General features: G+C 71.8%; 9 protein-coding genes and 1 tRNA gene. 4 read left to right on the forward strand and 6 right to left on the reverse strand.

Going from position 1 to position 13340, the window contains the following annotated elements:
- Positions 1-117: 117 nt before the first annotated feature.
- From LHJ74_RS21810 to glgX, 4 genes are all read right to left on the reverse strand, one after another.
- Entirely contained in the window at positions 118-2046 is a 1929-nt protein-coding gene (locus tag LHJ74_RS21810; RefSeq protein ID WP_260219825.1) for an ABC transporter ATP-binding protein, read from the reverse strand.
- The gene (locus LHJ74_RS21815) at positions 2043-3902 is read right to left on the reverse strand and encodes an ABC transporter ATP-binding protein (RefSeq protein WP_260219826.1); all 1860 of its coding nucleotides are present in this window, start codon (positions 3900-3902) and stop codon (positions 2043-2045) included. The genes LHJ74_RS21810 and LHJ74_RS21815 overlap by 4 nt, the downstream gene beginning before the upstream one ends.
- Before the next feature lie 57 nt (positions 3903-3959).
- The gene (locus LHJ74_RS21820) at positions 3960-5234 is read right to left on the reverse strand and encodes an MFS transporter (RefSeq protein ID WP_260219955.1); all 1275 of its coding nucleotides are present in this window, start codon (positions 5232-5234) and stop codon (positions 3960-3962) included.
- A 197-nt stretch (positions 5235-5431) separates the two neighbouring features.
- The gene (gene glgX, locus LHJ74_RS21825; RefSeq protein ID WP_260219827.1) at positions 5432-7624 is read right to left on the reverse strand and encodes a glycogen debranching protein GlgX; all 2193 of its coding nucleotides are present in this window, start codon (positions 7622-7624) and stop codon (positions 5432-5434) included.
- Between the two features lie 322 nt (positions 7625-7946).
- On the opposite strand from glgX, the gene LHJ74_RS21830 reads away from it, so the two are divergent.
- Positions 7947-9206, forward strand: a complete 1260-nt coding sequence (locus LHJ74_RS21830; RefSeq protein WP_260219828.1) for a L,D-transpeptidase — start codon at positions 7947-7949, stop codon at positions 9204-9206.
- A 41-nt stretch (positions 9207-9247) separates the two neighbouring features.
- Here LHJ74_RS21830 and LHJ74_RS21835 read toward each other — a convergent pair whose 3' ends face one another.
- Positions 9248-10288: a CopD family protein gene (locus LHJ74_RS21835; protein ID WP_260219829.1), complete on the reverse strand. Its 1041-nt coding sequence runs from the start codon at positions 10286-10288 to the stop codon at positions 9248-9250.
- Positions 10289-10434: 146 nt separating this feature from the next.
- On the opposite strand from LHJ74_RS21835, the gene LHJ74_RS21840 reads away from it, so the two are divergent.
- The 3 genes from LHJ74_RS21840 (at position 10435) to LHJ74_RS21850 (ending at position 12214) form a co-directional block, all read left to right on the forward strand.
- A complete protein-coding gene (locus LHJ74_RS21840; protein ID WP_260219830.1) occupies positions 10435-11202 on the forward strand; it encodes an enoyl-CoA hydratase/isomerase family protein in 768 nt (255 codons plus the stop codon).
- A gap of 327 nt (positions 11203-11529) precedes the next feature.
- On the forward strand, positions 11530-12057 hold the full coding sequence (locus tag LHJ74_RS21845) for an ATP-binding protein (protein ID WP_260219831.1): 528 nt from the start codon (positions 11530-11532) through the stop codon (positions 12055-12057).
- Positions 12058-12140: 83 nt separating this feature from the next.
- Positions 12141-12214: transfer RNA gene (locus LHJ74_RS21850), tRNA-Met, on the forward strand.
- 46 nt (positions 12215-12260) lie between these two features.
- On the opposite strand, the gene LHJ74_RS21855 is transcribed toward LHJ74_RS21850, so the two are convergent.
- Positions 12261-13196 (reverse strand): class I SAM-dependent methyltransferase, encoded by a 936-nt coding sequence (locus LHJ74_RS21855; protein WP_260219833.1) that lies wholly within the window; start codon positions 13194-13196, stop codon positions 12261-12263.
- Positions 13197-13340: the final 144 nt, after the last annotated feature.

A 13340-nucleotide genomic window follows, 5' to 3' on the forward strand; every position in this document is an offset into this window, starting at 1 on the left:
CGGCAGACTGCCACCGACATCGCGTACATGTCATCAACGCGAAGAAAATCGATCACGCTTGGCCGGAAATCGTTATGCGTTCACCGGATAGCGGGCAGAACCGTCCTGCCGTGGCCGTCAGACGAGGGAATCCCGCCAGGCGCGGTGCAGATGCGCGAACCTGCCCGTACCGGCGATGAGCTCGGCGGGCGGCCCGTCTTCCACGATCCGGCCGCCCTCCATGACCAGCACCCGGTCGGCGATGTCGACGGTGGAGAGCCGGTGTGCGATGACCACCGCAGTACGGCCGCGCAGCACGGTGTCCATCGCGCGCTGAACCGCCTGTTCGCCGGGGACGTCCAGGGAGGAGGTCGCCTCGTCCAGGATCAGCACGGCCGGGTCGGCGAGCAGCGCGCGGGCGAAGGCGACGAGTTGGCGCTGCCCGGCGGAGATGCGGCCGCCGCGCTTGCGCACGTCGGTGTCGTACCCGTCGGGCAGGGCGGCGATGAACTCGTGCGCCCCGATCGCCCGCGCCGCCTCCTCGATCTCGGACCGCGTCGCGTCCGGGCGGCCGATCGCGATGTTCTCGGCGACCGTGCCGGAGAACAGGAACGCCTCCTGAGTGACCATCACCACCGCCCGGCGGAGCGTCACCGTGTCCAGCTCGCGCAGATCCGTGCCGTCCAGCAGCACCCGGCCCGCGCTCGGGTCGTAGAAGCGGGCCAGCAGCTTGGCGAGCGTCGACTTTCCGGCCCCCGTCGCCCCGACGACGGCCACGACCTGCCCGGCGGGCAGGGTGAGAGCGAAGCGGGGCAGCACCTCGTCGCCCGTGCGGTAGGTGAAGCGGACGGAGTCGAAGACGACTTCGCGCCCCGGACTGCCCGGCTTCCGCTCCGGCAGCGGCCGCGGCTTTGCGGGCTCGGGGACGGACGGCTGCTGGCAGAGCAGCCCCGCGATCTTCTCCAGCGAGGCGGCAGCCGACTGGAGGCTGTTGAGGAACATCGCAAGCCGGTCGATGGGCTCGTACAGACGGCGCAGATACAGCGCGGCGGCGGCGAGCACTCCCAGCGCCAGCTCATCCGACGCCACCCGGTAGGAGCCCCACAGCACGATCGCGGCGACGGCGACGTTGGCGGTCAGCCGGGAGCCGACGACATAGCGGGCCATCTCCAGGATGGCGTCCCCGTTCCTCCGCCGGTGGTCGTCGTTCAGCTCCCGGAACGCCTCGTCGTTGGCGGGCTCCCGCCGGAACGACTGGACCGGGCGGATGCCGTTCATCGTCTCCGCGAACTTCACGATGACGGCGGCTATGGCGGTGGACCGGCTGCGATAGATCCGCATCGACCGGCGCTGGAAGGACCGCACGAGCAGGACGAGCGGAAGGAAGGACAGCAGGGCGGCGGCGCCCATGCCCAGGTCGAGCCAGAGCAGCAGCACGGCGATGTAGACAACCGAGATGATCATGGTGAGCAGTTCCTGGAGCCCCTCGTCCAGCAGCTCGCGCAGCGACTCGACGTCGGTGGTGGAGCGTGAGATGAGGCGGCCGGAGGTGTAGCGGTCGTGGAAGTCGACACTCAGGGACTGCGCATGGCGGTAGATCCTGCCGCGCAGGGCGAGCAGCACCGTCTGGTTGACTCTGGCGGCCGTCCTGATGAAGCCGTAGTGCAGCACCCCGGCCGTGAGGGCGCAGACCAGATAGGCGACGGCGACGGCGATGAGCGGCCCGTGGTCGTCGTGCTGCCGCAGGGCCGGGACGGCGTTGTCGAGGGAGTAGGCGACCAGCAGCGGTCCGGCCTGGACGGCCGCCTGCTGGAGCAGCAGCTGCGCGGCGGCCGCGGCGACGAGGCGGCGGTGCGGACGCAGCAGCGAACCGAGCAGCCGGCGGGACGCGCCGGGCGGGGCGGGCAGGACATCGCTGTCGAACGGGTCGCCTTCGGGGGGTGCGCCTTCGGGAGGTGCGCCGTCGGCGGGGCCGGGCGTCCGGCCCGGCGTGGGCTCGGACGCTGCCCCGGCCTTCGCGGTTCCCGGTCCGGACTCCGGCGGCTGGCCGTCCACCGTCGTGGTCACCGTGCGCTCCTCTTCCGCTCGCGTCCCCGCTGAGGGGCCTGGTCACCGGACATCAGCGCGGCGTACTCCGCGTCGCCGCGCAGCAGTTCGTGATGGGTGCCCACCGCCGTGACCCGGCCGCCCGACAGCAGCGCCACCCGGTCGGCGAGCAGCACCGTCGACGGGCGGTGCGCGACCACCAGCGCCGTGGTGGCCGCCAGCACCTCGCGGAGCGCGGCCTCGACGGCGGCCTCCGTATGCACGTCCAGCGCGGAGAGCGGGTCGTCCAGTACGAGGAAGCGCGGCGTACCGACCACGGCGCGGGCCAGCGCGAGCCGCTGCCGCTGCCCGCCGGACAGCGACAGCCCCTGCTCGCCCACCTGGGTGGCGGTGCCGTGCGGCAGGGCGGCGACGAAGCCGTCCGCCTGCGCCACCCGAAGTGCCCTGTCCACATCCGGGTCCTGGGCGCCGCCGGCCCCCATCAGGACGTTCTCTTCGACGCTGGCGGAGAAGAGAGTCGGCTCTTCGAAGGCCACCGCGACGAGCGTACGCAGCTGGGCCCGGGACATGGCGGCGATGTCGGTGCCGTCGAGCGTGATGCGGCCCGAAGTCACCTCGTGCAGCCGGGGGACGAGGGCGGTGAGCGTCGTCTTGCCGCTCCCCGTCGCACCGACGAGCGCCATCGTCTCGCCCTGCCGGATGTGCAGGTCGACACCGCTCAGCGTCGGCGCCGTGCCGGGCGCGGCGTCCGGATAGCGGAAGGTGACTCCCTCGAAGCGCAGCCCGGTGACCTCGAGCCCGCCTCCCGGCGGCGCGGCGCCGCGAACGCCCGCAGGGTGGTCGGTGTCCGGAGGTATCGGGGTGTCCAGCACCTCGAAGTAGCGGTCGGTGGCCGTCGCCGCCTCGTTGCTCATGGCCAGCAGGTAGCCCAGCGACTCCACCGGCCAGCGCAGCGCCAGCGCCGTGGAGAGGAAGGCGACGAGGGTGCCCGCCGAGAGCGAGCCGTCCGCGACCTGAAGGGTGCCCAGCACCAGAGCGGCGCCGAGGGCGATCTCCGGCAGGGCCATGATCACGCCCATGATCCCGGCCAGCAGCCGGGCCTTGTGCAGCTCCGTACCGAGCAGGCGTTCGGAGAGCGAGCGGAAGGCGCGGGCCTGGCTGCGGTGCCGGCCGAAGCCCTTGATGATCCGGACGCCGAGCACGGCCTCCTCGATCACCGTCGTCAGGTCGCCCAGCTGATCCTGCGCTCTGCGCCCCGCGAGGGAGTAGCGCACCTCGAAGAGCGAGCACAGCACCATCAGGGGCAGCAGCGGAGTGAGGATCACCAGCCCCAGCGTCCACTCCTGGACGAGCATGATGACGCAACCGGCGACGATCGTGGTGCCGTTGACCAGCAGAAACGTCAGCGGGAAAGCCAGGAAGAGGCGCAGCAGCTGGAGGTCGGTCGTCGCTCTGGAGAGCAGCTGGCCGCTGGACCAGCGGTCGTGGAAGGCGACCGGGAGGCGCTGCATGTGCCCGTACAGATCGCCACGCAACGAGGCTTCGACGCCCGCCAGCGGACGCGCGACCAGCCAGCGCCGCAGGCCGAAGAGCACCGCCTCCAGCACGCCCACACCCAGCAGCAGTGCGCCGCCCAGCCACACTCCGCCGGTGTCGCGGTCGGCCACCGGCCCGTCCACGATCCATTTGAGGACGAGCGGGATCACCAGCCCCAGGCAGGAGGCGACGACCGCGACCAGGGCCGCGCTGAACAGCCGCACCCGCACCGGCCGCACATACGGCCAAAGGCGCAGCAGGGAGCGGACGGCGGACCGTTGACCGCCGTCAGCGGCGGTGAGATCTCGGGGGGCGGCGCTCTCGGCGGCGGTGGCAGACATCAGAAGTGAGATTACGGTTCGGGACTGACATCTCCCACTGGGTTTCCGCTCCCTTCCCTACCCGTCCTTCGCGGGGACCCTCGCGCGGCCGTCCGCGCCGCCTTCCGCCCGCGGCAGGTTGCGGATCGCGGGCACCGACAGCAGCGCGCAGCAGACGAGTACGGCCGCCACACCACTGGCCACCAGCACCGTACGCCCCCCGAACAGCGCAGCCGCCGGGCCCGCCAGCGCCTGCCCGGCGGGCATCATGGCCAGCGAACCGGCAACCTCGTAGGCATGGATGCGGTTCAGGATCGGGCCCGGTATCTGGGTCTGCACGCTGGTCGCCCACATCACGCCCCAGAAGGCGCTGGCCGCGCCGGCCGCCGCCGTACAGGCCAGCACCGCGCCCATCGGGAGCTGAAGCCCGACGGAGGCGGGGTAGAGGCCGAAGCCGAACAGCGAGAGCGATCCGGCGCGCAGCAGCCGCGCCGGGCGCACCCTCATGGCGACCAGCCCGCCCACCACGGTGCCCGCGCCGAGCGCGGAGTTGACAAGGCCGTACGCCCCCGCGCCCTGGTTCGGGATGATCTCGCTGGCGGTGAGCGGCACCAGCGGCCCGGTTACCGTGATCATCAGGACCATCCAGATGAGGATGACCCCCCACATCCAGCTGCGCGCACGGAACTCCCGCCAGCCTTCGGCCAGATCGGCACGGTAGCTGCTGCGTGCCTTTCCCGGGCTGCCCGCCGCAGCTCCGCCTGTTCCGGCCCCGGCCCCGGCCCTGCCCGTGACCGGTTCCGGCAGCCGCAGCAGCAGCAGGCACAGCGCGCTGAGCGCGTACGTCGCCGCGTGCGCCGCGAAGACGCCGCCCGCCGAGGCCACCGCGACGAACATCCCCGCGACGGCCGGCCCCGCCAGCATGGCCAGCGATTCGGCGGTACGGATCGCGCCGTTGGCGCCCTGCACGTCGCGGGCCACCCGGGGCACCGTGCTCGCCACACCGGGCTGGAAGGTGCCGGCGGCGATGCCGTTGACGGCTCCTATCGCGCAGATCTGCCACAGCACCACATGTCCGCTGAAGAACAGTCCGGCCGCCAGGCCCTGGGTGCCGATCCGCACCACGTCCGAGCCCACCATCAGCCAGCGGGTGTTCATCCGGTCGGCGAAGACGCCGCCGAAGACGACGAAACCGGCGAAGCAGACGGAGAAGGAGGCCATCGCGTAACCGATGGCGCCCGCGCCGTGCCCGTACTGCAGGAGCCCCGCCGACAGCGCGATGGGCAGCATCGCGTCCCCCAGCCTGGCAACGGCCCGGGCGGCGAAGAAGAGCAGGAAGTTGCGGGTCCACAGCCCTTCGGGCAGCGGCGGCCCGGAGACCCCGGATCCGGCGGGCGGGTTCGCCGGCGGGTCAGCGGGGGCGTCGGGGGAGGCGTCGGCCCTGGGAGCGGTCACAGCCCCCCAGTGTGGTGTGGACCAATCCTCCACGTCCATCGGGTTACGAACCGATGCACGAGTTTCCGTCCGCCGCCGCCTCCGGCAGCAGGCCGTTACGGCACCGCGCGCAGCAGCAGAACGGAACGCTCCGGCAATAGGATCTTCGTACCGGCCCGGTGCGTCGTCCCTGGTGCCTGCCCCTGGTCCTCGTGCGAGGTGTCCACCAGCAGTTCGTACCGCTCGCTCCACGGCGGGCCGGGCAGCGGGAAGCGTCGCGGGCGCGCGCCCGCGTGCAGCACGCACAGGAAGCTGTCGTCCGTCACCGGCACCCCGCACGCGTCCCGTTGCGGGATGTCCTGGCCGGACAGGTACATCGCCAGCGTCGAGCCGGGGACGAACCAGTCGTCCTCCGCCATCTCCTCCCCGTCCCCGTTGAACCAGGCAAGGTCCCGCAGCCCCTCCGGCCCGTGCGCACGCCCCGAGAAGAACGCCTTGCGGCGCAGCACCGGGTGACTGCGCCGCAGCCGCAGCAGCCGGGCGACCAGATCGGTCAGCGTGCCCCAGCCCGGCTCGTCGCGGAGCGACCAGTCCACCCAGCTGACCGGGTTGTCCTGGCAGTAGGCGTTGTTGTTGCCGCCCTGGGTGCGGCCCATCTCGTCGCCCGCGACGAGCATCGGCACTCCGGTGGACAGCAGCAGCGTCGTCAGCATGCCGCGCAGTTGCCGGCGGCGCACCGCCGCGATCTCGCGGTCCTCCGTCCCGCCCTCCACGCCGCAGTTCCAGGAGCGGTTGTCGTCCGTCCCGTCCCGGTTGTTCTCGCCGTTCGCCTTGTTGTGTTTGCGCTCGTACGTCACCAGGTCGCGCAGCGTGAATCCGTCATGCGCGGTGATGAAGTTGACCGAGGCGTACGGGCGCCTGCCGCCCCAGGCGTACAGGTCGCTGGATCCGGACAGACGGTAGCCCAGATCCCGCAGGTCCGGCACCGTACCCCGCCAGAAGTCGCGGACGGTGTCGCGGTAGTGGTCGTTCCATTCAGTCCACAGCGGCGGGAACGACCCGACCTGGTAGCCGCCGCTGCCCACGTCCCAGGGCTCAGCGATCAGCTTCACCCGGCGCAGCACCGGGTCCTGGGCGATGACCGCCAGGAACGGCGAGAGCATGTCGACGTCGTGCATGGAGCGGGCCAGCGCGGCGGCCAGGTCGAAGCGGAAGCCGTCGACGCCCATCTCCTGCACCCAGTAGCGCAGCGAGTCGGTGAGCAGCCGGAGCGTCTGGGGCTGCACCACGTCCAGGGTGTTTCCGCAGCCGGTGTAGTCGGCGTAGCGGCGCGGGTCCCCGGCGGCGGGGCGGTAGTAGCCCAGGTTGTCGATGCCGCGCAGGGAGAGGGTCGGCCCGGTTTCGGCGGCCTCCGCCGTGTGGTTGTAGACGACGTCGAGGATCACCTCGATGCCCGCGCCGTGCAGGGCCCGCACCATCCGCTTGAACTCGCCGACCTGCTGCCCGCGGCTGCCGGACGCCGAGTACGCGGCGTGCGGGGCGAAGTAGCCGATCGAGTTGTAGCCCCAGTAGTTGCGCAGCCCGCGCCGCAGCAGGTGCTCCTCGTGGGCGAACTGATGTACGGGCAGCAGCTCCACCGCGGTCACCCCCAGCCGGGTCAGATGGGCGAGCGCGGCGGGGTGCGCGAGCCCGGCGTAGGTGCCGCGCAGGGGCTCGGGGATGTCCGGGTGCTGCTTGGTGAAGCCGCGTACGTGCAGCTCGTAGAGGACGGAGTCGGCCCAGGGCGTCTTCGGCCGGCGGTCGTCGTCCCAGCTGTCGCGGTCGTCGACGACGACACCTTTGGGTACGTACGGCGCCGAGTCACGCTCGTCCCGCACGGTGTCGGCCACGTCCTGCTGCGGCCAGTCGCGCACATGGGCGTACACCTCGGCGGGCAGCGTGAAGCCGCCGTCCACGGCCCTGGCGTACGGGTCCAGCAGCAGCTTGGCCGGGTTCCAGCGGGCGCCCGTCTCTGGGTCCCAGCGGCCGTGCACGCGGTAGCCGTAGCGGTGGCCGGGGCGTACGCCGGGGACGAAGCCGTGCCAGATCTGGTGGGTCAGCTCGGTCAGCCGGCGGCGCGTCTCGTGCCCCTCGTCGTCGAACAGGCACAGCTCCACGCCCTCCGCCGACCCCGCCCACAGGGCGAAGTTGGTGCCCTTCACGCCGTACGGGCCCACATGGTGGCGGGCCCCCAGCGGTTGCGGAGAGCCCGGCCAGACGGTGCCCTCGGGTTGTTCGGCGGGCGCCGCGCGTTCGGGTGCGTAGGACACGTACCGGCCTCCTGCTGCGTCGGGGCTTCTCGGGCCGCGGTGTTCGCGGTGCCGCGGTGTTCGCGGTGCAGCGGTGTCGATGTGTCACCACGCCGCTGTGCGGGAGCCCTTCCCGGTGCGCGGCCCTTCGTCACGGCCGGTGGCCGATCTTCGCGCGGAAAGCGGTGCGGACGCCGTGCGTGGGGCCGAAAACTGCGACGGAACAGTGACACAGAGGGTGGCGATGCTGATATGCCCGTGTGATTGTCTGAAAATGATCGGGGGCGCACGCCGGGTGCGCGGCACGTGCGAACGGAGAGGGCTTTTCGTGGACCTGAAGGCCATGTTGAACGCGGATGCGATACGCGAGGGGAACCGGGGCCGCGTCGTCGGCGGGTCGGCGGCGGCCCTCGCCGCCCTGCTGGCCGTCCTGCTGCTCGTCGTCACCTCCTGCGGCGGCACGGGCGACTCGGCGGCGAGCACACAGGACGGCAAGGACGGCAAGGAACAGAAGAAGGAAGTGCCCAAGGGCCCTTCCGAGGCGATAGTGAAGATCGCGCCGAAGAACGGCGCGGACGACGTCGCCACCACCGGCGCACTGAAGGTGACGGCGGCCCAGGGCAAGCTGACGAAGGTCACGGTCAAGGACGACGACGGCACCCGGATACCGGGGAAGATCGTCAAGAAGGGCGCGGCCTGGAAGCCGGAACGCCACCTGATGACCAAGACCGAGTACTCGGTGCACGCGGTCGCCGAGGACGCCGAAGGGCGCACCTCCGCCGAGCACACCAGCTTCACCACCATCGTCCCGGCCGACACCTTCATCGGCTACTACACCCCCGACGACGGCGACAAGGTCGGCGTCGGCATGCCGGTGTCCGTCCGCTTCAACCGGCCCATCGCGGACCGCGAGAGCGTCGAGAAGGCGCTCTCCGTCAAGGCCGACCCCGGGGTGAAGATCGAGGGCCACTGGTTCGGGAACAACCGCCTCGACTTCCGTCCGGAGAAGTACTGGAAGGCCGGCACCAAGGTCACCCTCAACCTGCACCTCGACGGGGTCGAGGGCGCCAACGGGGTCTACGGCACGCAGCACAAGACCGTGAAGTTCACCATCGGGCGGGCCCAGGTCAGCGTCGTGGACGCGAAGAAGAAGACGATGACCGTGCTGCGCGACGGCAAGAAGATCAAGCAGGTGCCGATCAGCGCCGGTGCACCGGCCACCTCCACCTACAACGGCAAGATGGTGATCAGCGAGAAGCACGAGGTGACCCGGATGAACGGGGACACCGTCGGCTTCGGCGGCGAGTACGACATCGAGGACGTGCCGCACGCAATGCGCCTCAGCACCTCCGGCACCTTCATCCACGGCAACTACTGGGCGGGCAAGGCGACCTTTGGGTCCGCGAACACCAGTCACGGCTGCATCGGCCTCTTCGACGCGCGCGGCGGCGGTGACAAGAGCACGCCCGCCGCATGGTTCTACGACAACTCGCTGGTCGGGGACATCGTCGAGGTGAAGAACTCCAAGGACGAGACGATCCAGCCCGACAACGGGTTCAGCGGCTGGAACATGGACTGGGAGGACTGGACGGCGGCGCCCTGACGCCTCCGACCCGGCCCGACCCTCCCCGCCCCGCCCGGCGTTCACCCGGGCAGGGGCACCACGGTCAGCACCGCGGAGACCACCACGATCCCGGCCAGGGCCACCGACTCGGCCCTGGCCGGGCGCGCCGTACCGTCCAGGTCCCGCCGCCCGTGCAGCCGCTGCCGGGCGCCCAGGGCAAGCGCGCTCACGGCCGAGAACAGCGCGAGCTTGACGAGCAGCGTGCGCCCGTACGCGGTGTCCAGCACCGCGTCCAGGGGCAGCCGCCGCAGGGTGCTCAGCGTCCCGGTGACGGCGACCGCCGCGAAGGCGAAGGCCGCCAGCCGGGTGTAGCGGCCCCACAGCGCCCTCACGGCCGCGGGCCGGTGCCGCCACAGCCGCGTCGCGCGCAGTACGTACACCAGCCCGCCCACCCACAGGCAGGCCGCCGTCAGATGGACGAAGGTCAGCAGCGAGCCGTAGAGCGGACTGTCCGGCTCGGGGTGCGCGCGCAGCGCCTCGGCGAGCACGACCGTCGCCAGCGGTACGGGCGCCCAGGCGTGCCGCCGGGTGCCGAAGCACAGCGCGGCGAACAGGAAGCCGTTGGCCGCCAGATGAGCAAGGCTCCCGGTGCGGGTGCCGTACACCTCCACGAGGTCGGCGCTGCCCGAAGCGGTGGCCAGCGAGCCGCCGCTGTCGAGCAGGAAGAGCTGCCCCTCGGCGGACAGGGCTCCGACGACCGCCGCCGCCGTCGCCCAGCTGCGGGGCAGCCGCAGGGGCGCCGTCCCCGCATCCAGCCCGGTCCCGGTCCCGGTCCCGGTCCCGGCCGCAGCCCCGGCCTCCGCTTTTTCCCCCGGAAGGGTGCGGGCCATCCGGGCCACCGCCAGCTCGCCCAGCAGCAGGGCGAGGGAGACGACAAGCGCCGACCGCAGCAGCGCGGAGGTCCCGGTCGCCGGTGAACGCAGCTCGTTCGTCCCGTTCGTGGCGAGGGTGGCGCCGGTGAGGGCGAGGAGTACGGCGCACAGGACCAGCCCGCTCACCAGGAGGACGCGGCGGAGGGAGCGCGGGCGGGCATGCCTGGCTGCGCGGTCGGAAAGCGTCACCCCGAGATCATCTACGTACAGAAGACGGTACGACAAGTTTACGGGGTATATGGAGGGTTACCGGCATACCGGATATTCGTCCTTTCGAATCAGGGGTACTCCACCAGGGCTGCCGCGTACATGTGAACGACGGCTAACCTTTCCGTATGACTGTGACTCTCGAAGTCGACCAGGGCGTCGGCATCCTCCGCCTCGACCGTCCCCCGATGAACGCGCTGGACATCGCCACCCAGGACCGGCTGCGTGAGCTGGCCGAGGAGGCGACGGCGCGCGACGACGTACGGACCGTGCTGGTCCACGGCGGCGAGAAGGTCTTCGCGGCGGGCGCGGACATCAAGGAGATGCAGGTGATGGACCACGCGGCGATGATCGCCCGGTCCCGCGCCCTGCAGGACTCCTTCACCGCCGTCGCCCGTATCCCCAAGCCCGTCGTCGCGGCGGTGACCGGCTACGCGCTGGGCGGCGGATGCGAACTGGCGCTCTGTGCCGACTTCCGTATCGCGGGCGAGCGGGCCAAGTTCGGGCAGCCGGAGATACTTCTCGGCCTCATCCCCGGCGCGGGCGGCACGCAGCGGCTCGCACGCCTGGTCGGCCCGTCCCGTGCCAAGGACATGATCTTCACCGGGCGGCAGGTGCGCGCCGAGGAGGCCCTCTCCATCGGGCTGGTGGACCGCGTCGTGCCCGACGGCGAGGTCTACGCGCAGGCGCACGCCTGGGCCGCCGCCCTGGCGACCGGCCCGGCCCTCGCGCTGCGGGCCGCCAAGGAGTCCGTGGACGCGGGCCTGGAGACGGACCTCGACACCGGGCTGACCATCGAACGCAACTGGTTCTCGGCACTCTTCGCGACGGAGGACCGCGAGACGGGGATGCGCAGCTTCATCGAAGAGGGCCCGGGCAAGGCGAAGTTCCGCTGACCGGCGTGTGGCGCGTCCACTCGCTGCGGGGTGGCGGCGCTGCCGGCGGGGGGCTGCGGGTGGGGGGCTGCCGGTGGGGCGCTGCGGGGATGGCGCGCGCGGCGCCGCCCCGCGCCCGGCATGTGGGGGACGCGGCCGCTTCCGGCCCGGCCCGGCACCTCCGCCGCCGCCACCACGCGTGATCACCCGTCCACGGCAAGTAGCCCCTGGTCAGACCTGAGGGGCGGTCAGCCCGTAGACTTCCGGGAGTCTGCGGACGGTTGACGGTCGGCGGTGCGATCCGCCGTATCCGTCCCGAAGCGCGCGTACGGGCGCCATGATGGGGCCATGGTGGGAGTGGGAGACGTGTCGAGCCCGACCGAGATGCCCGTGGCGGAGTGTGGCCCGAAGACCGAGCAGCTCAGCGCCGATCACCCGGAGCGCAGCCCGGATGGCAGCCCCCTCGCCCTCCTGGAAGTCGTCGGTGATCCGACGGTGCGCGAGGTGCGGCTGCCCAACCGCCCCCAGTCCGCGAGTACGGCCCGGCGGCTTGCCCAGGCGGTGATGGAGCTGCGCTGGTCGCTGCCGGAGGAGCCCACCGAGCAGACCGTCCTGCTGGTCTCGGAACTCGTCGGCAACGCCGTGCGCCACACCGGGGCGCATGTCTTCGGGCTGCGCATGCAGAAGCGCCGGGGCTGGATCCGGGTCGAGGTCCGGGACCCCTCCCGGGGCCTGCCCTGCCTGCTCCCGGTGCACGATATGGACACGAGCGGGCGCGGCCTCTTCCTCGTCAACACCCTCGCCGACCGCTGGGGCGTGGACCTGCTGCCGCGCGGCAAGAACACCTGGTTCGAGATGCGCGTGCCCGAGCGCTGAGAGGCCGTCGGAGCGGACGCCTCTGCTCGCCGGGGAGCCGATTTCCCCTGGTGGTCGCGGTGCCGTAGAGTTGCAGACATCGCCGCGGGGTGGAGCAGCTCGGTAGCTCGCTGGGCTCATAACCCAGAGGTCGCAGGTTCAAATCCTGTCCCCGCTACTGCGAAGGAGGCCCGGCACACATCGTGTGCCGGGCCTCCTCACTTTCACTGCGGAGCGCGCGCCGTGTGCACGGTGATGGTGCTGAGATAGAAGGCGTCGGGGCGCCGGAGGATGCCGGTTTCGGCATCCGCGTCCAGGAGGGCGTCCAGCGTCCGGTTGTCCTCAGAGCTGAGGCCGTCGCCGACACCGTCGCGGAAGCGGCTCATCGTGGCATGGACGTGCTCGCGCGCCCGGGCATCCAGCGGGGCGGGCAGATCGATGACGAAGCTGCGGGAGCCTGCCGGGGTCAGTCCTGCGCGGGCGAGCATGCCGGGCCAGTCCTCCACCACCCTCACGGAACCGGGCAGCTCATCGCGCATCCCGGTGAACCAGTCCTCGAGGGCGGCCTCCAGCCGGGCCTCCAGGCCCGGGCGTCCGATGCCGATGTCGCGGGGCAGGCTGCGGCGGCTGAGTCCGCGCTCGGCGACCGCCAGCAGGCCGCCCGGCCGCAGGGCGCGCGCCAGCCCGTCGAGAGCGGCCTGCTGGTCACCGATGTGGTGCACCGTCTGGCTGGCCCAGATCAGCTCGGCGCCGCCGAGCGTCTCCAGGGTGCCGAGACCGTCCGGCAGCTCGGCGTGGTGGGTGCGGACCCGCTCTTCCAGCCCCAGCGAGGCGGCCCGCGCCCGGACGCGCTCCAGCAGCTCCGGGGTGCCGTCGACGGCCACCGTCTCGGCGTCGGGGAAGTACCGGGCGAGCAGGGCCGTGACCACACCGGGACCACTGCCCACGTCCAGGACCCGGCTGACGGTGCCGGGCGCCTCCGGGCCGTGAAGCAGACCGTCGCGCAGCCAGCCTGCGGCCTCCTTCAGGTAGCCGCTGTGCAGCTCGGCCTCCCGCTCCAGCAGCTCGGCCATCTCCTCCCAGTCGAAGTCGTGGTCGTGGCGTCCGTGCTGGTGGCCGTGGTTGCTGTGATGTCCGTGGGTGCCGGTGTCGCTGGTCATTACCGGGTTCCTCCGATTGCGCTGGCGTGTGGGCGTGGGCGTGGGCGTGGGTGAGTACGGGAGACGCGGGGGTGCGCGGTCAGGCGCTCCGCTGCTGAGGCTGCCGCTGCCGAGACTGCGGCACCTACCGCCCACAGTCCAAGA

This window comes from Streptomyces gossypii, assembly GCF_025165795.1.
Lineage (GTDB): Bacteria > Actinomycetota > Actinomycetes > Streptomycetales > Streptomycetaceae > Streptomyces > Streptomyces gossypii.

Coding starts and splice junctions, on each gene's coding strand:
- LHJ74_RS21815 (WP_260219826.1), bottom strand. CDS start 3,902: ATGTCTGCCACCGCCGCCGAGAGCGCCGCCCCCCGAGATCTCACCGCC.
- LHJ74_RS21830 (WP_260219828.1), top strand. CDS start 7,947: ATGTTGAACGCGGATGCGATACGCGAGGGGAACCGGGGCCGCGTCGTC.
- LHJ74_RS21840 (WP_260219830.1), top strand. CDS start 10,435: ATGACTGTGACTCTCGAAGTCGACCAGGGCGTCGGCATCCTCCGCCTC.
- LHJ74_RS21845 (WP_260219831.1), top strand. CDS start 11,530: ATGGTGGGAGTGGGAGACGTGTCGAGCCCGACCGAGATGCCCGTGGCG.
- LHJ74_RS21855 (WP_260219833.1), bottom strand. CDS start 13,196: ATGACCAGCGACACCGGCACCCACGGACATCACAGCAACCACGGCCAC.